We start from the raw sequence: 21020 nt of genomic DNA on the forward strand, positions 1-21020 counted from the left end.
CTGACGGCGTCGCCGGACCGCCCCTAACGGCTTTCCACGGTGTCCCGGGCCGCGGGTCCGCGACCCGTCGGCGGGGCCGTCAGATCTCCCCGTGCTGCTGCCGGTCGAATCCCTTGGCCCGCTCGCGCTGCATGCGTTCCAGTTCCTTGGCGCGCTCGCGCTGGCGGCGTTCGAGCTCCTTGGCGCGTTCGCGCTGCTCGCGCTCCTGCGCTTTCTCCTGCTCGCGGCGGAGCTTCTCCTGCTCCTTCATCTGCCGCTCGAGCTCCTTGGCGCGTTCGCGCTGCTCGCGTTCTTTGACCTTCTCCAGCTCGCGCTGCTGGCGTTCGAGCTGCTTGGCGCGTTCGCGCTGTTCGCGCTCGCGTGCCTTCTCCTGCTCGCGGCGGAGCTTCTCCTGCTCCTTCGACTCGCGTTCGGCGGGTCTCGCCGTACGGGCCTCCGCGGCGGGGGACAGGATCAGGCCGCGCGTCGCGGCGGTGAGCGCGGGATTGGGATCGAGGCCGGTCAGGCCGTTCCAGGACAGGTTCACCAGGTGGGCGGCGACCTCCTCGCGGCGCGGCTGGCGCACCTCGAGCCACCACTGCCCGGTGAGGGCGGTCATCCCCACGAGCATCTGGGCGTACATCGGCGCGAGCTTGGGGTCGTAGCCGCGCTCCTTGAACTCGTCCGCCAGCACGTCCTCCACCTGGCTGGCGATGTCGCTGATCAGGCTGGCGAAGGTGCCCGTGCCCGAGGCGGCGTGGGAGTCGCGGACCAGGATGCGGAAGCCCTCGCTGCTCTCCTCGATGTACTGAAGGAGGGCGAGCGCGGCCCGCTCCAGCTTGATGCGGGCGTGGGAGGCTGACAGGGCCTGGGTGACCAGGCTGAGCAGGCGCTGCATCTCCCGGTCGATGACGACGGCGTAGATGCCCTCCTTGCCGCCGAAGTGCTCGTACACCACGGGCTTGGACACCTTGGCGCTGGCCGCGATCTCCTCGACCGAGGTGCCGTCGAAGCCCTTGTCCGCGAACAGGGCACGACCGACCTGGATCAGTTGCTCGCGTCGTTCCGCGCCGGTCATGCGTCTTCGGGATCGAGAGGACTCGCTCACGGGTTCCATCATGGCGGGTGCGGCGGGTCGGACCCGGCTTGGGCCGGTTCGCGTCGTCTTGGTGGACGTCGCCTTGGTCGACGTCGACATGGTGGACGTCGACATGGCGGAAGTGGACGTGGCCGAAGTCGCCGGACGCGCCGGTACGGCCACCGCCGAGGCGGGGGCCGTACGAGTGCCCGGGCCGGCGGGTGCCGGGAGGGCGGATGGTGCGGGCGCCGCCGGAGAAGAGGGCGCCGTCATGGGGGACGCCGTTACGGGGGACGCCGGTGTGAGGGACGTCGGTGTGAGGGACGTCGGTGTGAGGGACGTCGGTGTGAGGGACAGGGCCGCCGCGTTTCCCGGAGCGGCCCTGCCGTCAGCGCTGACCGAGTCGTCAGGCAAGTCGCTTCGCCGCCAGCCGCTCCGGGGTCGGCCACCGCACGTCGTAGGCCCATCCGGCCTTCTCGAACCAGCGGATCATGCCCGCGCTGAGGTCGATCTGGCCCTTGAGGGCGCCGTGGCGGGCGCAGGTGGGGTCGGAGTGGTGCAGGTTGTGCCACGACTCGCCGAACGACGGGATGGCCAGCCACCACACGTTGCGGGACTTGTCGCGCGACTCGAACACCTCCTCGCCGAACACGTGGCAGATGGAGTTGATCGACCAGGTCACGTGGTGCAGCAGCCCGATCCGGATCAGCGTGCCCCAGAAGAAGGCGGTCAGCGCGCCCTGCCACGACCAGGTGATGAGGCCGCCCAGGACGGGCGGGAGCAGCAGGGAGGTGATCGCCAGCGGCGGGAACCACCGGTGCAGCTTCATGATGTCCGGGTCCTTCAGCAGGTCCGGGGCGTACTTGGCGCGGTTGACGCGCTCGACCTCGAAGAGCCAGCCCACGTGCGCGTACAGCAGGCCCTTGCACATCGACTTGAAGCCCGGCCCGAACCGCCACGGCGAGTGCGGGTCGCCCTCCTTGTCGGAGAACTTGTGGTGCTTGCGGTGGGCGGCCACCCAGTCCAGCACCGACATCTCCAGCGAGAGGCTGCCGGCGATCCCGAGGGCGATCTTCAGAGGCCGGTTGGCCTTGAACGAGCCGTGGGTGAAATAGCGGTGGAACCCGACCGTGACCCCCAAGCCGGACACGACGTAGAACACGGCGGCGATCGCGATGTCCGTCCAGCCCAGGCCCCATCCCCAGGCGAACGGCACCGCGGCGATGACCGCGAGGATCGGAAGGCCGACGACGAGCGCGAAGACGACCAGATCGGCTTTGCTCTTGCCTTCAGGCTCGAACTCCGGCTTCGGCTGTGGTGAGGGACGTTCGGTCAGGACGGTCATGGGCTACCTCACGAGATGGGGAAGAATGTCTGGCTACGCCACCGTAACCTACGCCATCGTAAGTTAGGAATCCCTAAGAGCGAATGTGTGGAAGGTGACGCTCCGGGCCACATCTGGTGGCGAATCCACGCCTTGCACCAACGGTCGGCCATCTGGTAGTGCCTCGTGCTCACTTCCGGCCGCGTCGCCGATGGCGCGGCGTCCACGCCGACCTGCCCGCGATGACCTCCCGATAACATCCGGATTCGCCGTACTTCCCGCCATGTGCGGGCTTTGAGGCGGGCGGGTGAGCCCGGCCGCGTCGAGGAGGCGGGCGCCGAGCGCGCGGATGTGCGCTTGAGTCCCCCGCGCTGAATTTTGGGGGCGCGCGCCAGGGGGGCGGCTCTGTATCCTGAGTGCGGATTCCGGTGGCTGCCGGAATCCGGCAAAACGGCACTTCACGCCCTTCCCGGGTCGTCTAGGGGCAAGACTACAGATTTTGGTTCTGTCAACGGAGGTTCGAATCCTCCCCCGGGAGCCCCTTCATCCAGCCGTTCGAGCCCCAGGGGGGCTGGTTCCCTCCCGGGGTACGGCAGGTAAGCTCACCTTGTCGAGCGGGTGACCGTGCGGTTCCTGGGTAGTGGACGCGTGGGAAGCCGCACCCGATTCGTACAGTCACGATCCGTGTAGTAAGCCGCGACGCCGAGGGAGCCTCAGTCCGTGAGTGTGCCGCGCCCGGCAGCCGTGATCGTCCTCGCCGCCGGCGAGGGCACCCGGATGAAATCGAAAACCCCCAAAGTCCTCCACGAGGTCTGCGGCCGAGCGCTCGTCGACCACATGCTGGCCGCCGCGCGCGGCCTGTCGCCCGAGCGGCTGATCGTGGTCATCGGGCACGCGCGCGAGCAGGTCGGCGCCCATCTCGCGACGACCGCCGCGGACGCCCGCACGGTCGTCCAGGACAAGCAGAACGGCACCGGCCACGCCGTGCGCACCGCGCTCGAAGCCGAGGGCCCGATCGACGGCACCGTCCTGGTGACGTACGGCGACACGCCGCTGCTGCGCACCGAGACCCTGGCGGCCCTGCTCGAACGGCACGCCGCCGACGGCAACGCCGTCACGGTGCTGACCGCCGTCGTCCCCGACCCGACCGGCTACGGCCGGATCGTGCGTGCCGAGGACGGCGCGGTGCTGGAGATCGTCGAGGAGAAGGACGCGACCCGTGAGCAGCGCGCGATCGCCGAGATGAACTCGGGGGTGTACGCCTTCGACGGCGCGCTCCTGGCCGACGGCCTCAAGCGGATCGGCGCCGCCAACGCCCAGGGTGAGGAGTACCTGACCGACGTGCTGGCCATCCTCCGCGAGGACGGCCACCGGGTGGGCGCGCACGTGGCCGCCGACCACGCCGAGGTCGAGGGCGTCAACGACCGTGTCCAGCTCGCCTTCGTCCGGCGCGTGCTCAACGACCGCATCCTGCAGGCGCACATGCGCGCCGGGGTGACCGTCGTCGACCCGGCCGGCACGTGGGTCGACGCCGGGGTCGAGATGGAGCCCGACGTCGTGATCCACCCCGGCACCCAGCTCAAGGGCGCCACCAGGATCGGGGCGGGAGCCGAGGTCGGGCCGGGCAGCACGCTGACCGACACGGTCGTCGGTGAGGATGCCGTCGTGCGCAACACCGTCGCCGAGGGCGCGGAGATCGGTCCCGGCGCCACCGTGGGCCCCTTCGCCTACCTGCGCCCCGGCACCGTGCTCGGCGCCAAGGGCAAGATCGGCGCGTACGTCGAGACCAAGAACGCGCGGATCGGCGAGGGCTCCAAGGTTCCGCACCTGACGTACGTCGGCGACGCGACCATCGGGGTCGGCTCGAACATCGGCGCCGCCTCGGTCTTCGTCAACTACGACGGCGTCTCCAAGCACCACACGGTCGTGGGCGACCACGTGCGCGTGGGCAGCGACAACATGCTCGTCGCTCCGGTCACGATCGGGGACGGCGCCTACACGGCCGCCGGATCCGTGATCACGTCCGACGTGCCGCCCGGGGCGATGGCGGTCGCCCGCGGAAAGCAGCGCAACATCGAGGGCTGGGTGGCGCGCCGCCGCTCCGGCACCCAGTCCGCGGAGGCGGCCCGGCGGGCGATCGAGGCCCGCGACGAGGCCGCGGCGAACGGCGGAGACCCTGCCGGTGACTAGGGCCGGCGACTAGGACCACCTGCGGCCCGCCTCCCCGCGGGCCGTACGGGGACAGGAAAGAGTACGAGGCGCGGTCTGACCGCGTAGCGCCGAAGGGCCAGGCCAGGAGGACACCGTGACCGACCACATCGACCGGGAGAAGGGGTTTGCGGGCCCCGGGCGAGACGGGGGAACGGCGCCACGGCCGGCCCGGTCTCACCACGCCCGGTACGGCGAACAGGCTCGACACGCGAGGAGCGCGGCATGAGCGGCAAGAAGACGACCGGCGAGCGGAACCTGATGTTCTTCTCCGGCCGGTCCCACCCCGAGCTGGCCGACGAGGTCGCGAACGCCCTCGGCGTCGAGATCACGCCGACGGCGCTGCGAGACTTCGCCAACGGCGAGATCTACGTGCGCTACCTGGAGTCCGTGCGCGGCTGCGACGCCTTCGTGATGCAGAGCCACACCGCGCCGATCAACCAGTGGATCATGGAGCAGTTGATCATGGTGGACGCCCTCAAGCGGGCCTCCGCCAAGCGGGTCACCGTGATCATGCCGTTCTACGGCTACAGCCGGCAGGACAAGAAGGGCCGCGGCCGCGAGCCGATCACCGCCAGGCTGATGGCCGACCTGTTCAAGCAGGCGGGCGCCGACCGGATGATGTCCATCGACCTGCACACCTCGCAGATCCAGGGCTTCTTCGACGGTCCGGTGGACCACCTGTTCGCGCTGCCCGTCCTGATCAACTACCTGCGCGGCAAGCTCGACCCGGCCACCACCACGATCGTCTCTCCCGACACCGGCCGCGTACGGCTGGCCGAGCGCTGGTCCGACACCCTGGGCACGCCGGTGGCGTTCATCCACAAGCGGCGCGACCTCGACGTGGCCAACCAGGTGAAGGTGCACGAGGTGGTCGGCAAGGTGCGCGGCAGGACCTGCGTGCTGATCGACGACATGATCGACACGGGCGGCTCGATCTGCAAGGCGGCCGACGCGCTGTACGAGCACGGCGCGACCGACGTCGTCGTGGCCGCCACGCACGCCATCTTCTCCGACCCCGCCGTGGACCGGCTCAAGAACTCCCGCATCTCCGAGGTGGTCGTGACCAACACGCTGCCCATCCCGGAGGAGAAGAGGTTCGACAGCCTCACGGTCCTGTCGATCGCCCCGCTGATCGCCCGGGCCATCACCGAGGTCTTCACCGACGGCTCCGTCACCAGCCTCTTCGAAGGCGACAGCTGAGCGGTGCGGGCCCCCGGACTGGCCGGACGGCCGTCCGGGGGCCCGTTTCCGTAGTCAGTAGAGGGCCTTCATCGCCTCCCGCACCTCCGTGAGCGTGTCCTCGGCGATGGAATTGGCCCGCTCGTTGCCGTCGCGGAGCACCCGGCGGACGTGGGCGCGGTCCAGGGCCAGCTCGGCGCGCCGCGCCCGGATGGGCGCGAAGTGATCGTTGACCGCGTCGGTGACGACCGCCTTCAGCGCGGACGCTCCCCGGCCGCCGATCTCCTCGGCCACCTCGTGCGGGTCGCGGTCCAGGCACAGCGCGGCCAGGAGGACCAGGCTGGAGACCTCGGGCCGGGCCACCGGGTCGTACGTGATGCGGCGGTCCGCGTCGGTCCTGGCGCCGCGGATCATCCGGGCGGTCTCGTCGGCGGTCGCGGCCAGGGCGATGGCGTTGCCCCGGCTCTTGCTCATCTTGCCTCCGTCGGTGCCGAGCAGCAGCGGGGCCGCCGACAGCAGAGCCTCAGGCTCGGGGAACACCGGACCGTAGCGGCTGTTGAAGCGGCGTGCGACGATGCGGGCGACCTCCAGATGGGGCAGCTGGTCCTGGCCGACCGGCACGAGGCCGGCCTTGCAGAACAGGATGTCGGCGGCCTGGTGGACCGGATAGGTGAACATCAGCCCGCTGACCGCCGACTGGCTCGAGTGGGCGATCTCGTCCTTGACCGTGGGGTTGCGGCCCAGCTCAGCCACCGAGACCAGGCTGAGGAACGGCAGCAGCAGCTGGTTGAGCGCGGGGACCGCGCTGTGCGTGAAGATCGTGGCCCGGTCCGGGTCGACGCCCACCGCCAGGTAGTCGAGCACCAGGTCCTCCACGTGCTCCGCGAGCCGGTCGGCGACGTCGCGGTCGGTCAGGACCTGGTAGTCCGCGACGAGCACCATCATGTCCACGCCCAGGTTCTGGAGGCGGACGCGGTTGTGCAGGGTGCCGAAGTAGTGCCCCAGGTGCAGCCGCCCGGTCGGGCGGTCCCCGGTCAGCGCGCGGAACCGTCCGGGCCGCTCACGGATCTGTCTCTCCAGCTCGGCGCTGCGCCGTCGCGCGGCCGGCACCCCGAGGTCGTCGGACGTCGTGGTGTCGAGGGTCGTGCTCATGTGGTCTCTCCTTGGCAGCTGGTCCGCCGTCCCGACGGCGACCCTCGTCCAGGGAGCACGAAAAAGGGCCGTCCATCCGAACGGCCCGGTCGTACGCGTGTGTAATGGCCGCTCCTACGTGGAGCGCCACCAGCCCTGACACGACGTACGAATCACGCGGTCAGTGTAACGGCCGGACGAGCGACGGGGGAAGCGCTCACGGCGCGCCTCCGGCGCGACGCACGGGCGCGCCTCCGGCGCGACACACGGTAGGGTGGTGGGGTTGCGCTCGTAACGCCTTCCGCTAGGGCGGGTGAGGGGGAGCGCGCCAATCCGATCGAGTCATCCCTAGGAGATGTGCCGTGTCCGAAGTACGCATCGCCGCCGAGCTTCGCAACGAGTTCGGCAAGGGCGCCGCCCGCAAGATCCGCCGGGCGAACAAGGTCCCCGCCGTCCTCTACGGCCACGGCACCGACCCCAAGCACCTGACCCTCCCCGGCCACGAGCTGCTGCTCGCGCTGCGCACGCCGAACGTGCTCATCCGCCTGCAGGGCGAGGGCGTGGACGAGATCGCGCTGCCCAAGGGCGTCCAGCGTGACCCGATCAAGGGCTTCCTCGAGCACGTCGACCTGCTGCTGGTCAAGCGCGGCGAGAAGGTCACCGTCGAGATCCCGGTCACCGTCACCGGCGACCCGATCGGCAGCGCCATCGTCGAGCAGCAGCTCGTCACGATCTCGGTCGAGACCGAGGCGACCCACATCCCGACCGGCGTCGAGGTGGACGTGGACGGCCAGGACGCCGGCTTCGCGGTGCACGCGAGCGACCTGAAGCTGCCGAACGGCACGACGCTCGCCGGCGACCCCGAGGCCCTGGTGCTGCAGGTGATCGCCGCCCCGTCGGCCGGGCTGCCCGAGGAGGGCGAGGCCGCCGAGGGCGAGAGCGCCGAGGCCGCCGAGTAGGACCCCGCTCGTGAGAGAGTCCTCCACAGAATGTCCTGTGGAGGACTCTTCCATGTGAGTCGGCGGCGGAGCAGACAGCGGAGGAGACAGCGATGTCCGACACGTCCGCGCAGCGGTGGCTGGTGGCGGGCCTGGGCAACCCCGGGCCGGAGTACGCCGGGAACCGGCACAACGCGGGCTTCATGGTGCTCGACGAGCTGGCGGCCCGGGTGGGCGGGCGGTTCAAGGCGCACAGGTCGCGGGCCGAGGTGGTCGAGGGCCGCCTGGCCGCGCTCCCCGTCGTGCTGGCCAAGCCGCTGTCGTTCATGAACCTGTCGGGCGGCCCGGTGAAGGCGCTGGCCGACTTCTACAAGGTCACCCCCGACCGGGTGATCGTGGTCCACGACGAGCTGGACATCCCCTACGGCGCGTTGCGCGCGAAGATCGGCGGCGGGGACAACGGCCACAACGGCCTGAAGTCGATCACGAAGTCGCTCGGCACCCGCGACTACCCGCGCATCAGGTTCGGCATCGGCCGTCCGCCGGGCCGCATGGACCCGGCGACGTTCGTGCTGCGCGACTTCGCCACGGCCGAGCGCAAGGACCTGCCGTTCCTCGTGGACCGGGCGGCCGACATGGTGGAGTCGCTGATGACCGCCGGTCTGGAGGCGACGCAGAACCGCTTCCACGCCGCCGACCTCAATCCGGCGAAGCCGCCCCGCTGACCTCCCGCGAAGCCGCCCCGCTGGGATCCGGCGAAGCCGCCCCGCTGACCTCCCGCGAAGCCGCCCCGTCAGCGCCGCCCGCGTCGCGCTCACGGGCGGCGCCCGGCCACTCCATGAGGTTCTGCAGCAGCTCCGCCTGCTCGATGGCGTCGTCGAGCGCGTTGTGGGTGTGCGGGCGCAGCGAGCGCACCTCGCGCGGCATCTGACGCTTGGTCGCCCAGGCCACCGGCACCACGGCCTTGGCGGCGTACAGCGTCTTGATGTCGATGCACCGGGAGTGGCCGAAGGGCGACTGCCCGGTGAAGCGGAGGAAGTACCAGTACATCCACATCCAGTCGTACGACAGCGGGAAGGCCGCGAGCACCGGCAGGTCGTCGCCGCACACCTCGCGCACCCAGGCCGCAGCCGCCGTCATCGCCTCGGCCGGGTCGCGTCCCTCGCGCAGCAGCGTCTCCCGGTCGAGGCCGCTCACCGCCAGCGCCTCCCCCACATAGTCGTCGCTGATCGGCCGTAACTCCGCGTAGAACGTCAGGGACTCCGGGTCGGTCCGCTCGAACCGCCGCCCGGTCATCCGGCCGGCCACGGTCATGCCGAAGCTGACCATCGAGTACGGCCCCGGAATCGGGCCGTCCGCCTCGACATCCACCGATATGTACGTTTCGGCTTTCAACGAATCTCCCTGAGACGCCGGGGTGAGGCCGCTAGCATTCCATCACCGTCGGTATTGGCAGGATTACGGGGGGCGACAGTGCTGGACGGCGACACGTCCTCGGTCGCCGTCGGCACGTCCCGGGACTCGCCCGCACATCCGATGCCCCGGCCGCCCGCGTGGGCCGTCCGGTATCGGCTCACCGCGGCCGTCTGTGACATCCTGGGCGCCCTTCTCGCGGGGGTCACCGCCGTGGTGATCCGGTTCGGCGAGGTTACTCCGTACGTGATGCCTTATGTGATGGCGAGCGCCGCGTTGCCCGCCGTCTGGGCGGTGATCCTGGTCCTGAGCCGGGCGTACGAGCCTCGCCTGATCGGCGTGGGGGCCGAGGAGTTCCGCCGGGTCGCACGGGGCGGCTTCACGCTGGTCGCGGGTGTCGCGATCGCGGCGTACGCGTCGAAGACCGAGATCGCCCGCGGCTACGTGCTGATCGCGCTGCCGCTCGCCACCGTGCTCACTCTCGGGGCGAGGTACGGCCTGCGGCAGCGGCTGCACTGCAGGCGGGCCAGGGGCGAGGGCTGCATGCGCAGGGTCGTCGCGGTGGGCCACCGGGCGGCGATCGACGAGCTGGTCGGCACCTTCCGCAGGGAGCGCTACCACGGGATGGAGGTGGTGGCCGCCTGCGTGCCCACCCGCGCGACCGGACAGGTCGCGGACGTGCCGGTGCTGGGCGACTTCACCGACGTGCCGCTGGTGGTCGAGCAGGTCAGGGCGGACACGGTGGCGGTGCTCGCCTGCCCCGAGCTGGACGGCACCGCGCTGCGCAGGCTGGCCTGGCGGCTGGAGCGCACGCGCACCGACCTCGTGGTGGCGCCCGCGCTGATGGAGGTGGCCGGCCCGCGGATCGCGATCAGGCCCGTCGCCGGGCTCCCGCTGCTGCACGTGGAGCATCCCGAGCTGGCGGGAGGGCGCCGGCTGGTCAAGGGCGTGTTCGACCGGCTGGTCGCCGCCGCGGCGCTGGTCGTGCTCGCCCCGCTGCTGGCCGCCGTCGCCGTGGCCGTGCGGGCGACCAGCCCGGGGCCCGCCCTGTTCCGTCAGCGGCGGGTCGGCAGGGACGGCGTGGAGTTCACGATCCTGAAGTTCCGCACGATGCGGCGGGATGCGGAGGCCCGCAAGGTCGAGCTGGTCAGCGACGCCGACGGCGTGCTGTTCAAGGTGCGCAGGGACCCGCGGGTGACCCCGCTCGGCGCCGCGCTGCGGCGTTACTCCCTCGACGAGCTGCCGCAGCTCATCAACGTGCTGCGGGGCGACATGTCGCTCGTCGGACCGCGCCCGCCGCTGCCCGAGGAGGTCGCGCGGTATGGCGACGACGTGCGCCGCAGGCTCGTGGTCCGGCCCGGGATGACCGGGCTCTGGCAGGTCAACGGCCGATCCGACCTCTCATGGGAGGAATCGGTACGGTTGGACCTACGTTATGTCGAGAACTGGTCTCTCATGCTGGATCTACAGATCTTATGGAAGACATGGTCTGTGGTCGCACGCGGGGCGGGAGCGTACTGAGAAATGACGATGCGGGACGACCATTCCCTCGCCGGTGAGCTGGCGACGGAGGCGGGGGAGCGGCTCCTGGAGCTGCGCGCCCGTCTCGGGTTCGAGGACGGCCGGGCGCTGAAGGACGCCGGGGACCGCGCGTCCCACGACTTCCTCATGGACGCGCTGAGGCGGCTGCGGCCGGACGACGCCGTGCTGTCGGAGGAGGCGACCCGCGAGGAGCGGATGGACCCCCGGCGGCTGTCGGCCGAGCGCGTCTGGATCGTCGACCCGCTCGACGGCACCCGTGAGTTCTCCGAGCAGGGCCGCGCCGACTGGGCCGTCCATGTGGCGCTGTGGGAGCGCGGCGCCCTCGCGGCCGGGGCGGTCGCCCTGCCTGCCCAGAGTCGTACGCTCACGACGGCGGTGCCACCCGAGCTGCCGGAGAAGGTGCGCGAGCCGTTCCGCATCGCGGTCAGCCGCACCCGGCCGCCCGAGTTCGTCCGCGACCTGGCCGCCCGCCTCGGCGGGGAACTCGTCCCCATCGGCTCGGCCGGTGCCAAGATCGCCGCGGTCCTCACCGGAGAGGTCGAGGCGTACGTGCACGCCGGGGGGCAGTACGAGTGGGACTCTGCCGCGCCGGTCGCGGTGGCGGTCGCGGCGGGGGCCCACGCGAGCAGGATCGACGGCTCACCCCTGACCTACAACCAGGGGGACCCCTGGCTGCCGGATATCCTGGTCTCCCTACCGGATCTGGCGCCAACGTTGCTCGCCGGAATCCGTGACCTGCATCGCCAGACTCCGTGAAGGAAGTCCCCATGCTTCAGCGTGACTACACCACGTCGCAGCTCGACGTGCTCGAGGCCGAGGCGATCCACATCATGCGTGAGGTCGCGGCCGAGTTCGAGCGCCCGTGTCTGCTCTTCTCCGGCGGCAAGGATTCGATCGTCATGCTGCGGGTCGCCGAGAAGGCCTTCTGGCCGGCGCCGATCCCCTTCCCCCTGATGCACGTCGACACCGGGCACAACTTCCCCGAGGTCATCGAGTTCCGCGACCGGCGGGTCGCCGAGCTGGGCGCGCGGCTGGTGGTCGCGTCGGTCCAGGCGTCCATCGACGCCGGGCGGGTGGTCGAGCAGACCGGGCGGCGGGCCTCCCGCAACCGGCTGCAGACCACGACGCTGCTGGACGCCATCGAGGAGCACGAGTTCGACGCGGTCTTCGGCGGGGCCCGGCGCGACGAGGAGAAGGCCCGGGCCAAGGAGCGCGTGTTCTCCTTCCGCGACGAGTTCGGCCAGTGGGACCCGAAGAACCAGCGCCCCGAGCTGTGGAACCTCTACAACACCAAGATCAGCAGGGGTGAGCACATCCGCGTGTTCCCCCTGTCGAACTGGACCGAGCTGGACGTGTGGCACTACATCCGGCGTGAGGGCATCGAGATCCCGTCGATCTACTTCTCCCACACCCGCACGGTCTTCGAGCGCGACGGCATGCTGCTGGCCGACTCCGAGGTGGTCCAGCGGGGCGACGACGAGCCCGCGTTCGAGGCCGTCGTCCGCTACCGCACGGTCGGCGACATGACCTGCACCGGCGCCGTCGCCTCGACCGCCACCACGATCGACCAGATCATCGACGAGATCGCCGCCACCCGGATCACCGAGCGCGGCGCCACCCGTGCCGACGACCGGGCCTCCGAGGCCGCCATGGAAGATCGCAAGAAGGAAGGCTACTTCTGATGGACATCCTTCGTTTCGCGACGGCGGGCAGCGTCGACGACGGCAAGTCGACGCTGATCGGGCGGCTGCTGTTCGACTCCAAGGCGATCTTCGAGGACCAGCTCGAAGCGGTCGAGCGCACCTCACGCGATCGGGGCACGGAGTACACCGACCTGTCGCTGCTCACCGACGGCCTGCGGGCCGAGCGCGAGCAGGGCATCACCATCGACGTGGCCTACCGCTACTTCGCCACGCCGAAGCGGAAGTTCATCATCGCCGACACCCCCGGGCACATCCAGTACACCCGGAACATGGTCACCGGCGCCTCCACCGCCGACCTGGCGATCATCCTGATCGACGCGCGCAAGGGCGTGCTGGAGCAGTCGCGGCGGCACGCCTTCCTGACCACGCTGCTGCGGGTGCCGCACCTGGTGCTCGCGGTCAACAAGATGGACCTCGTCGACTACTCCGAGGCCCGGTTCGAGGAGATCCGCGAGGAGTTCACCGCGTTCGCCAGCAAGCTGAACGCGACCGACCTCACGTTCATCCCGATCTCGGCGCTGCACGGCGACAACGTGGTCTCCCGCTCGGAGAACATGCCGTGGTACGAGGGCTCCTCGCTGCTGCACCACCTGGAGAACGTGCACATCGCCTCCGACCGCAACCTGGTCGACGTGCGCTTCCCCGTGCAGTACGTCATCCGCCCGCACAGCGCGACCAGCCAGGAGCTGCACGACTACCGGGGATACGCCGGGCAGGTCGCGGGCGGCGTGCTCAAGCCGGGCGACGAGGTGCTGCACCTGCCCTCCGGCCTGACCACGACGATCACCGGGATCGACACCTTCGACGGCCCGGTGGAGGAGGCGTTCGCGCCGATGTCGGTCACGCTGCGCCTGGGCGACGACATCGACATCTCCCGTGGCGACATGATCTGCCGGCCGAACAACCAGCCGCAGGCCGCCCAGGAGATCGACGCGATGATCTGCTGGATGGCCGACGGCCTGAAGCTCCAGCCGCGCTCCAAGCTGATCATCAAGCACACCACCCGTACGGCCCGGGCCCTCGTGCGGGACCTGCACTACCGGCTCGACGTCAACACTCTGCACCGGGACGAGACGGCCGGCGCCCTCGGCCTGAACGAGATCGGCCGGGTGTCGCTGCGGACGACCCAGCCGTTGTTCGTGGACGACTACGCCCGCAACCGCCTCACCGGCGGCTTCATCCTCATCGACGAGGCCACCAACGGCACCGTCGGCGCCGGGATGATCGTCGACGCGCGCTGACCGGCGCTTCCCCGAGGATCTGGCAGGTCCCGCTCGGACGGTCTGCGAGGGCGAGGCACAAGGCAGCGCTCCAGTTCACTGGAGCGGCGCTGCCCGTGCCCGCCCTCAGGCCCCTTCGCAGGCCGTGCCGCTCTACGGGGCGGCGAGGATCTCCAGCGGCCGGCCGGGGTCGGCCAGCGCTTGGGCCGTGACGGGTGTTCGGGTGCGTATCAACGTCTTGATCGGCTCGACGACGTCCCAGACGTTGACGTTCATGCCGGCCAGGACGCGATCGCCGCTGAGCCAGAAGGCGATGAACTCCCGCGCCGCGACGTCGCCCCGGAAGACGACCTGGTCGTAGCCGCCGGGCTCGACGTGGCCGACGTACTCCATGCCGAGGTCGTACTGGTCCGTGTAGAAGTAGGGCAGCTCCTCGTAGACCGCCTCCCGGCCCAGCATGGTGGCGGCGGCGACCGCGGGCTGTTTGAGGGCGTTGGCCCAGTGTTCGACCCGTACGTGCGTGCCCAGCAGGGGGTGGTGGGCATTGGCGACGTCCCCGGCGGCGACGATGTCCGGGTCGCCGGTGCGCAGGGCCGCGTCCACCACGATGCCGTCGTCCACGTGCAGCCCGGCGCGCGCGGCGAGCCTCACCTCGGGTTCGGCGCCGACACCGACGAGGACGGCGTCGGCGCCGATCTCGCCACCGTCGGCCAGGCGTACGCCTGAGGGCGTGATCTCGCTGACGGCGACCCCGAGCCGGAGGTCGACACCGTGGTCACGGTGCAGGCCGGCGAAGACCCGGGCGACCTCGGGCCCGAGCGCGCGCAGCAAAGGCAGTTGCGCCGTCTCCAGCACCGTGACCGCGACGCCGGCCTGCCGGGCCGCCGCGGTGACCTCCAGCCCGATCCAGCCGGCCCCGATCACCGCCAGCCGGGACACGCTCCCGAGGACGTCCCTGAGCGCCTCGCAGTCCTCGATCCGGCGCAGGTAGCGCACGTGGGGCGCGTGCGCGCCGGGGATCGGCGGCGTTCGCGGGCGGGCCCCGGTGGCCAGCAGCAGTTTGTCGTATCCGATCGCGCTGCCGTCGCTCAGCTCGACGCGATGAGCGCCGCGGTCGAGCCCGGCCGCAGCCACGCCGAGCCGCAGCTCGACGTCGTGGTCGGCGTACCAGCTTTCCGGGTGGACGAAGACGCCGGCCCGGTCGGTCGTGCCCGCCAGGTAGCCCTTGGACAGCGGGGGCCGCTCATAGGGGCGGTGCGGCTCGGCGCCGATCAGCGTGATCCGCCCGTCGAATCCCTGCTCGCGCAGGGCCTCGGCGGCTTTGGCGCCGGCCAGACCGGCTCCCACGATCACGAACCTCTGCTGTGTCACGGCGATGGTCTCCTTGTTCAGGGGCGGGTGCCGGTGAGGGCGAAGAACTCCTGACGGGATCGGGCGTCCTCCCGCAGGGTGCCCAGCAGCGTCGAGGTGACGGTGGTCGAGCCGACGGCCCGTACTCCCCGCAGGGTCATGCAGGTGTGCTCGGCCTCGATCACGACGCCGACCCCCGCGGGGCGCAGCCGGTCGGCGAGCCAGTCGGCCACCTGCTTGGTGAGCCGTTCCTGCACCTGCGGCCGGCGGGCGAAGTGCTCGACGACCCGGGCCAGCTTGGACAGCCCGAGGATGCGGTCGCCGGGAAGGTAGCCGACATGGGCGACTCCGGCGAAGGGCAGCAGGTGATGCTCGCAGACCGAGCGGACCGGGATCGACCGGGCCAGCACGAGTTCGTCGTAGCCCTCCTCGTTGGGAAAGGTGGTCAGGTCGAACGGGCGTGGCGTGAACAGCTCGGCATACGCCCTCGCCATCCGCGCCGGAGTCTCCCGCAGGCTCTCGGCATCGGTCGAGATGCCCAGCGCCTGAAGGAACTCGCCCGCCGCCCGCTCGGCCGCGGCCAGGTCCACGCCGTCGCGCGGCTCGTCGATCACCCGCAGGGCGGTACCGGAACGCATCTCAGCCGCCGCTGACGCCGAGCGCGGTCAGCAGCACCAGCACCACCGTGGCCACCGCCAGCAGGCCGTGTCCGGCCACGACCGGGACCGGGAAGTGCCGCTCGGGCGGTCCCGCCGTGCCGGTGGCGCCGGGCCCGCCGGCCACCGCCGTACGGGCACGGTGGGCGGGGATCCACCGGGCGAACATCGCGAAGCCCAGCAGCGCGACCGGGACCAGCAGGACCAGCGCGACCCACGCCAGAGCGGCGGCGCCGGCGAACAGGTACACGATCCACACGACCAGCCCGGCGGCGGCCAGCGCGAAGTGACCGAAGATCAGCCCTGGTGAGAACCGGCTGGTGCTCCGGCCGCCTCTGGCGATCCAGATGCCCAGCATCACGAAGCCGCCCACCGCGGTGAGCAACCAGGTGACCAGTGCCGCGATACCCATGATGCGTTCTCCTTCTGCGTTGGTGGGACGAGGGTCAGCGCCGGAAACCGTCGGCTTGGGTGGCCTCGTCGGCCACCCGTACGCCGTAGCGGAAGGCGAGCTTGCCGCCCAGGTAACCGGAGACCACGAGCAGCGCCAGGCTGCCCGCTGAGAGCAGCAGCGGCCCGAGCGCGACGGCGCCGGCCGCTGTGCCCGCCGCCATGCCCGCCGCCGTGCCGGCCTGGCGCCACAGGAAACCCGCGGCGTACGCGGCGGTGATCGCGAGGTTCAGCCCCATGTGGAGCAGACCCGTGCGGAACGCCGGGGTGCCCGCCGGGATGGCGAACAGGTCGAGGAACCCGGCCATCGCCGCGGCCAGCGCGCCGAGCACGCCGATGGCGATCAGCCACATGGAGCCCTCGGCCAGAAAACCCGGGTCGGGAGCGAACCGGGACGCCAGGTCGAAGACCATGCTCGCCACCCACGCTCCGATCGGCACCGCGACCAGCATCGGGTGGAAGGGATGGCCGTACGGCCCGGCCAGCACCGCGCTCACCGGTCGTTTCGCCTCGTGCAGTTCACCGGTCATCCGGACCTCCGCGTGCACTCTATTACGCCAATAAATGTTGGTCTTATTCGGTCTGGCGGTCAAGGTGTTCGCGTACATCGAAGGGGCTATGGTTTTCGACCGCAGAGGCGGGCGTTATCGTGGCAGGGTGACGACGGATCCCGCGATCAGTGCGGTCGCCGCGCTCGATGACGTGCTGCGGCAGGGGATGTACGCCTACATCCGCAGGGCGCGTCGCCCGGTGACCCGCGACGAGGCCGCCGCCTCCGTCGGGATCTCCCGCAAGCTGGCCGCCTTCCATCTGGACAAACTGGTCGACGCCGGCCTGCTGCGCGCCCGCTACGAGGCGGTCGGCGGCATCCGCAAGGTCGGGCGCACCCCGAAGGTCTACGAACCGGCCGAGACCGACATCCGTGTCACGATCCCCGAACGCCGGCACGAGGTGCTTGCCGACATCCTCATGGACGCCGTGCTCGCGGAGGGCGAAGGGGAGAGCGCCCGCCAGGCGGCGGTGCGGGTGGCCTGCCGGCGCGGCGAAGAGATCGGCGCCGCGGAGCGGGCGCGGGCCAAGCCCGGACGGCTCGGCGCCGAACGCGCCCTCACCCTGCTCGAAGGCCTGCTCGCGCGGCACGGCTTCGAGCCCGGCCGCGAGTCTCCCACCTGCGTACGGCTGCGCAACTGCCCGTTTCATCCGTTGGCGGCGCGCGCCCCCGAGCTGGTCTGCGGGGTCAACCACGCCTTCCTCGAGGGCATGCTCACCGGGCTGGAAGCCACCAGGGTGCGGGCCGTCCTGGTGCCGCGGCCGGGAGAGTGCTGTGTCGAACTGCGCTCCTCCTGAGGCGGTCTTCCGGCTCGGGTGATTTCGTGATTTTCCCCGCCCCGGCCCTCCCGTCCTGCCACGGGCGGCGGGCTCGTAGATCCTTTGGCGATTGGGGGCCGTTCGATTACCCTGCGCGCTAGGGTCGTCACGTTTCGCATCCATCCGTGGAGGACACGTGGCCGACGCTCAGCCGGTGATCTTCGTGGGCGGCCTGGGACGCAGCGGTAGCACTCTGCTCGAACGCCTCCTCGGCGAGGTGCCCGGCGTGGCGCCGCTCGGCGAGGTCGTCCACCTGTGGGACCGCGGCGTACGCGCCGACGAGCCGTGCGGCTGCGGGCAGCGGTTCTCCCAGTGCCCGTTCTGGACCAAGGTGGGTGCCCGCGCGTTCGGACAGTGGCGGCAGAGCCAGGCGGGGTGGCTGCCCGGTCTGCGTGCCCGCGTCGACCGGACCCGCCACGTGCCCGTCCTCGCCCTCGGGCTCGCGACCCGTGAGGCCGAACTGGCCGAATACGTCCGGTCGTACGCGCGCATCTACGCGGCGGCGGCGGAGGTGGCCGACGCGCGGGTCGTCGTCGACTCCAGCAAGCACGCCTCCCTGGCGTACTGCCTGGCGGCGATCTTGGACATGCGGGTCGTGCAGGTGGTGCGCGATCCGCGGGCGGTGGCCGCGTCGTGGCGGCGCAGGGTGCGCAGGCCCGAGGACGGGCGGCCGATGACCCGCTGGACGCCCGCGCGCACCGCCGTCCACTGGCTGGCCCAGAACCTCGCCTTCGAGGTGCTGCGCCGCAAGGGCGTGGAGGTCGTCCGGGTGCGCCACGAGGATCTGGTGCGCGACCCGCGCGCCACCCTGGGACGCCTGGCCGCGCGGCTCGGACTTCCCGCCGGTGGGCTCGCCTTCCTGGACGACCGCGAAGCGTTGCTCGGCGTCGCGCACACCGTCTCGGGCAACCCGATGCGTTTCTCGGTGGGTCCGATCGAGATACGCCACCGTCCGGCGCCCCTGCCCCGGTCCCAGCGGTGGCTGGTCACCGCGATCACCCTCCCCCTTCTGCTCTTCTACGGCTATCGCCTCGCCTACCGCCCGGGAGCCCGGCGATGAGGCCGTCCGTCGGCGTCGTCATCCCCACGCGGGGCGACCGGCCCGGCCTCCTCCGGGCGGCGCTGGCCGGCGTGCTCGCCCAGGAGTACGGCGGCCGGGTCGAGGTGGTGGTCGTGGCCGACGGTGTGTCCGCCTCCCTCGTGGCCCAGCAGGTGTCCGCTGTCGGTTCCTCTGCCGGTTGCGCGGCCGGCTTGGCGGCGGGCGGCGCCGTCCGGAGCGTCCGCGTGCTGGGCAACCGGCGGGCCGCCGGCCTGCCGGGCGCGCGCAACACCGGGATCTCGGTGCTCGGCACGGACTTCGTCGCCTTCTGCGACGACGACGACCTCTGGCTGCCCGGCAAGCTGGCCGCCCAGGTCGCCGCGCTGGCGGAGGAGCCCGACGCGGGTTTCGCGAGTTGCGCTGTCGAGGTCGAGTACGGCGACCGGCGGGTGCCGCGGCTGGCCGGCACCGGCCGGGTGACCCATCGGCATCTCACCCGCTCGCGCATGATGATGGTGCACTCCTCGACGTTCCTGTTCCGGCGGGGCCGGACATGGGTGGACGAGAGCGCGCCCGCCGGCCAGAACGAGGACTGGGACCTCGCTCTGCGGGCCGCCTGGCGGCATCCGATCGTTCACGTCGACCGGCCGCTCGTGCGGGTGCGCTGGGGCTCTTCGCACTACGTGGGGCGCTGGGCCGACCGGATCGCGGGGCTGGAGTGGATGCTCGCCCGGCATCCCGGGCTGACCGCGGAACCGCGGGGCGCGGCCCGCGTCTACGGGCAGCTCGCCTTCTGCCACGCGGCCCTCGGCCGGCGGCGCGAGGCCGCCCGCTGGTCGCTGCGCGCCTTCTCCGCCCGGCCGGGTGAGCCGAGGGCGGCGGTGGCGCTGGCGGTCGCCGGAGGGCTGGTCAGCCCGCGCGCCGTGCTGCACGCCCTCCACCGTCGCGGCCACGGCATCTGATGGCCGAGCCCGCGCAGGCGCGCACGGCGGCCGTCGACCCGGCGCCGGCCAGGCAGTGGTCGGAGGTGGTCCGAACCCAGGGGGCCGCGGCACGGGTGGCCGGGGTTCATGTGGACAGGGTTCACGTGGACAGGGTTCACGTGGACAGGGTTCACGTGGACAGGGTTCATGTGGGCGGAGTGCTGCTCGACCCGCTCACCGAGGCACAGGTGGTCGCGCGGGTGATGGCCGGGCTGGAGCACGGCACGGGCGGCCACGTCGTCACGCCGAACGTGGACATCTGCCGTGCCGCCGCCCGTGACCCCTCCCTGCGCGCACTGATCGACGCCGCCGAGCTCGCCGTGGCCGACGGCATGCCGCTGGTCTGGGCGTCGCGCCTGCTCGGGCACCCGTTGCCGGAACGGGTGACGGGAGCCGACCTGATCTGGTCGCTGACCGGGGCCGCCGCGGCCCGCGGCCTGCCCGTCTACCTGATCGGGGGACCGCCCGGCGTCGCCGAGGCGGCGCGGGACGCGCTGTGCGGGCGGCATCCGGGTCTGGTCGTGGCGGGCGTCCACGCTCCGCCGTACGGGTTCGAGACCAGCGCCGCTGCGCTGGCGGAGATGCGGGGGCGGCTCGTCGCCGCGCGGCCGTCCCTGGTCTTCGTGGGTCTCGGGTTCCCCCGGCAGGACCGGCTCATCGCGGAGTTGCGGGCCGACCTGCCGGGCGCCTGGTTCGTGGGATGCGGCGCGGCCATCGCGTTCGCCGCAGGATCGGTGCGCCGGGCCCCGGGCTGGATGGGCGACCACGGGCTCGAATGGCTGTTCCGCCTGATCAGCGAGCCCCAGCGGCTCGCCCGCCGCTACCTGGTCGACGACCTCCCCTTCGCCTTCCGCCTCCTGTCGGGCGCCCTGCTGCGCAGGGCCTTCGGGTCGCGAAGCAGGAGTTAGAAGGCGTACGGGCCGAAGCGGCCCCAGGCGACCATGGCGGCCAGCGCCAGGAGCACCAGGTTGACGACGATCACCTGGGATTCCGCGCGGCGGGCGTGGACGACGACCGCTCCGGCCATGAGCAGGGCGATGCCGAGCGCGGCGATCGGCGTCAGCACCGGGGCGATGCCCGTGACGGCGGGCAGGACGAGACCGAAGGCGATCAGCACCTCGAGAGCGCCGATGCCCTTGACCACGCCCGCCGAGAAGTCCTCGGTCCAGGCCATGCCGGACACGGCCAGCCTGTCCTTCGGCTGGGCGAGTTTCATCACCCCGGCGACGAGGAAGGCGAGGGTGAGCAGGCCGGCGATGACCCAGAGGACGACGTTCATGGGGAGTCCGTTCTTGCGGCAGCAGAGCGAAATGTAGCGGATGAGCGAGCCCCGCTTATCGCCGTGGATCGCCGTCACGCCTGTCGCGGCCGCGAATGTGGATCCGGACGCGGGAACGGCGGGCCGGCCGCCCCGGGTAAGGGAGACCGGCCCGCCGCTCTCATCGGGCCTGCCGGG

General features: G+C 71.5%; 21 protein-coding genes and 1 tRNA gene. 13 read left to right on the top strand and 9 right to left on the bottom strand.

Features of this window, described 5'->3' with window-relative positions:
* Positions 1-79: 79 nt before the first annotated feature.
* A complete protein-coding gene (locus ABZ860_RS15620) occupies positions 80-1096 on the bottom strand; it encodes a TetR family transcriptional regulator (protein ID WP_357220778.1) in 1017 nt (338 codons plus the stop codon).
* A 367-nt stretch (positions 1097-1463) separates the two neighbouring features.
* The gene (locus ABZ860_RS15625; protein WP_357220312.1) at positions 1464-2402 is read right to left on the bottom strand and encodes an acyl-CoA desaturase; all 939 of its coding nucleotides are present in this window, start codon (positions 2400-2402) and stop codon (positions 1464-1466) included.
* A 446-nt stretch (positions 2403-2848) separates the two neighbouring features.
* On the opposite strand from ABZ860_RS15625, the gene ABZ860_RS15630 reads away from it, so the two are divergent.
* The 3 genes from ABZ860_RS15630 (at position 2849) to ABZ860_RS15640 (ending at position 5792) form a co-directional block, all read left to right on the top strand.
* Positions 2849-2919: transfer RNA gene (locus ABZ860_RS15630), tRNA-Gln, on the top strand.
* A 182-nt stretch (positions 2920-3101) separates the two neighbouring features.
* Positions 3102-4571, top strand: a complete 1470-nt coding sequence (gene glmU / locus ABZ860_RS15635) for a bifunctional UDP-N-acetylglucosamine diphosphorylase/glucosamine-1-phosphate N-acetyltransferase GlmU (RefSeq protein WP_357220314.1) — start codon at positions 3102-3104, stop codon at positions 4569-4571.
* A 243-nt stretch (positions 4572-4814) separates the two neighbouring features.
* Entirely contained in the window at positions 4815-5792 is a 978-nt protein-coding gene (locus ABZ860_RS15640; RefSeq protein ID WP_357220316.1) for a ribose-phosphate diphosphokinase, read from the top strand.
* Positions 5793-5846: 54 nt separating this feature from the next.
* Here ABZ860_RS15640 and trpS read toward each other — a convergent pair whose 3' ends face one another.
* On the bottom strand, positions 5847-6923 hold the full coding sequence (gene trpS, locus ABZ860_RS15645; protein WP_357220318.1) for a tryptophan--tRNA ligase: 1077 nt from the start codon (positions 6921-6923) through the stop codon (positions 5847-5849).
* 341 nt (positions 6924-7264) lie between these two features.
* On the opposite strand from trpS, the gene ABZ860_RS15650 reads away from it, so the two are divergent.
* Both ABZ860_RS15650 and pth read left to right on the top strand, forming a co-directional pair.
* Positions 7265-7861 (top strand): 50S ribosomal protein L25/general stress protein Ctc, encoded by a 597-nt coding sequence (locus ABZ860_RS15650; protein ID WP_357220321.1) that lies wholly within the window; start codon positions 7265-7267, stop codon positions 7859-7861.
* 92 nt (positions 7862-7953) lie between these two features.
* Positions 7954-8565, top strand: coding sequence for an aminoacyl-tRNA hydrolase (gene pth, locus ABZ860_RS15655; protein ID WP_357220323.1), 612 nt, complete (start codon positions 7954-7956; stop codon positions 8563-8565).
* Here the strand turns inward: pth and ABZ860_RS15660 are convergent.
* Positions 8540-9235 (bottom strand): exonuclease, encoded by a 696-nt coding sequence (locus ABZ860_RS15660; protein ID WP_357220325.1) that lies wholly within the window; start codon positions 9233-9235, stop codon positions 8540-8542. The genes pth and ABZ860_RS15660 overlap by 26 nt on opposite strands.
* A gap of 141 nt (positions 9236-9376) precedes the next feature.
* Between ABZ860_RS15660 and ABZ860_RS15665 the strand changes: the two genes are divergently transcribed.
* Genes ABZ860_RS15665 through cysN form a run of 4 tightly spaced genes read left to right on the top strand, consistent with a single transcriptional unit; the run spans position 9377 to position 13739 of the window.
* Positions 9377-10774: a sugar transferase gene (locus tag ABZ860_RS15665; RefSeq protein ID WP_357220780.1), complete on the top strand. Its 1398-nt coding sequence runs from the start codon at positions 9377-9379 to the stop codon at positions 10772-10774.
* A gap of 3 nt (positions 10775-10777) precedes the next feature.
* Positions 10778-11551 (top strand): inositol monophosphatase family protein, encoded by a 774-nt coding sequence (locus ABZ860_RS15670; protein ID WP_357220327.1) that lies wholly within the window; start codon positions 10778-10780, stop codon positions 11549-11551.
* A gap of 11 nt (positions 11552-11562) precedes the next feature.
* The gene (cysD, locus tag ABZ860_RS15675; protein ID WP_357220329.1) at positions 11563-12477 is read left to right on the top strand and encodes a sulfate adenylyltransferase subunit CysD; all 915 of its coding nucleotides are present in this window, start codon (positions 11563-11565) and stop codon (positions 12475-12477) included.
* Positions 12477-13739, top strand: a complete 1263-nt coding sequence (cysN, locus tag ABZ860_RS15680) for a sulfate adenylyltransferase subunit CysN (RefSeq protein ID WP_357220331.1) — start codon at positions 12477-12479, stop codon at positions 13737-13739. Before cysD ends, cysN begins: the two co-directional genes overlap by 1 nt.
* A 132-nt stretch (positions 13740-13871) precedes the next feature.
* Here the strand turns inward: cysN and ABZ860_RS15685 are convergent, their stop codons facing one another.
* Genes ABZ860_RS15685 through ABZ860_RS15700 form a run of 4 tightly spaced genes read right to left on the bottom strand, consistent with a single transcriptional unit; the run spans position 13872 to position 16704 of the window.
* On the bottom strand, positions 13872-15089 hold the full coding sequence (locus ABZ860_RS15685) for an FAD-dependent oxidoreductase (RefSeq protein ID WP_357220333.1): 1218 nt from the start codon (positions 15087-15089) through the stop codon (positions 13872-13874).
* A gap of 17 nt (positions 15090-15106) precedes the next feature.
* Complete coding sequence (gene folE, locus ABZ860_RS15690; protein WP_357220335.1) at positions 15107-15706, bottom strand: GTP cyclohydrolase I FolE; 600 nt, start codon at positions 15704-15706, stop codon at positions 15107-15109.
* Between the two features lies 1 nt (position 15707).
* Complete coding sequence (locus ABZ860_RS15695) at positions 15708-16136, bottom strand: hypothetical protein (RefSeq protein ID WP_357220337.1); 429 nt, start codon at positions 16134-16136, stop codon at positions 15708-15710.
* Positions 16137-16170: 34 nt separating this feature from the next.
* Complete coding sequence (locus ABZ860_RS15700) at positions 16171-16704, bottom strand: DUF2231 domain-containing protein (RefSeq protein ID WP_357220339.1); 534 nt, start codon at positions 16702-16704, stop codon at positions 16171-16173.
* A gap of 127 nt (positions 16705-16831) precedes the next feature.
* On the opposite strand from ABZ860_RS15700, the gene ABZ860_RS15705 reads away from it, so the two are divergent.
* The 4 genes from ABZ860_RS15705 (at position 16832) to ABZ860_RS15720 (ending at position 20472) form a co-directional block, all read left to right on the top strand.
* Positions 16832-17521 (top strand): transcriptional regulator, encoded by a 690-nt coding sequence (locus ABZ860_RS15705; protein ID WP_357220341.1) that lies wholly within the window; start codon positions 16832-16834, stop codon positions 17519-17521.
* Between the two features lie 157 nt (positions 17522-17678).
* Positions 17679-18602, top strand: coding sequence for a sulfotransferase (locus tag ABZ860_RS15710; protein ID WP_357220343.1), 924 nt, complete (start codon positions 17679-17681; stop codon positions 18600-18602).
* Positions 18599-19543 (top strand): glycosyltransferase family 2 protein, encoded by a 945-nt coding sequence (locus ABZ860_RS15715; RefSeq protein ID WP_357220345.1) that lies wholly within the window; start codon positions 18599-18601, stop codon positions 19541-19543. Before ABZ860_RS15710 ends, ABZ860_RS15715 begins: the two co-directional genes overlap by 4 nt.
* Positions 19544-19698: 155 nt before the next feature.
* The gene (locus tag ABZ860_RS15720) at positions 19699-20472 is read left to right on the top strand and encodes a WecB/TagA/CpsF family glycosyltransferase (protein ID WP_357220347.1); all 774 of its coding nucleotides are present in this window, start codon (positions 19699-19701) and stop codon (positions 20470-20472) included.
* Here the strand turns inward: ABZ860_RS15720 and ABZ860_RS15725 are convergent.
* Positions 20469-20843: a DoxX family protein gene (locus ABZ860_RS15725; RefSeq protein WP_357220349.1), complete on the bottom strand. Its 375-nt coding sequence runs from the start codon at positions 20841-20843 to the stop codon at positions 20469-20471. The two genes, ABZ860_RS15720 and ABZ860_RS15725, sit on opposite strands and share 4 nt — an antisense overlap.
* Positions 20844-21020: the final 177 nt, after the last annotated feature.

The organism is Microbispora sp. NPDC046973 (assembly GCF_040644495.1).
Classification (GTDB): domain Bacteria; phylum Actinomycetota; class Actinomycetes; order Streptosporangiales; family Streptosporangiaceae; genus Microbispora.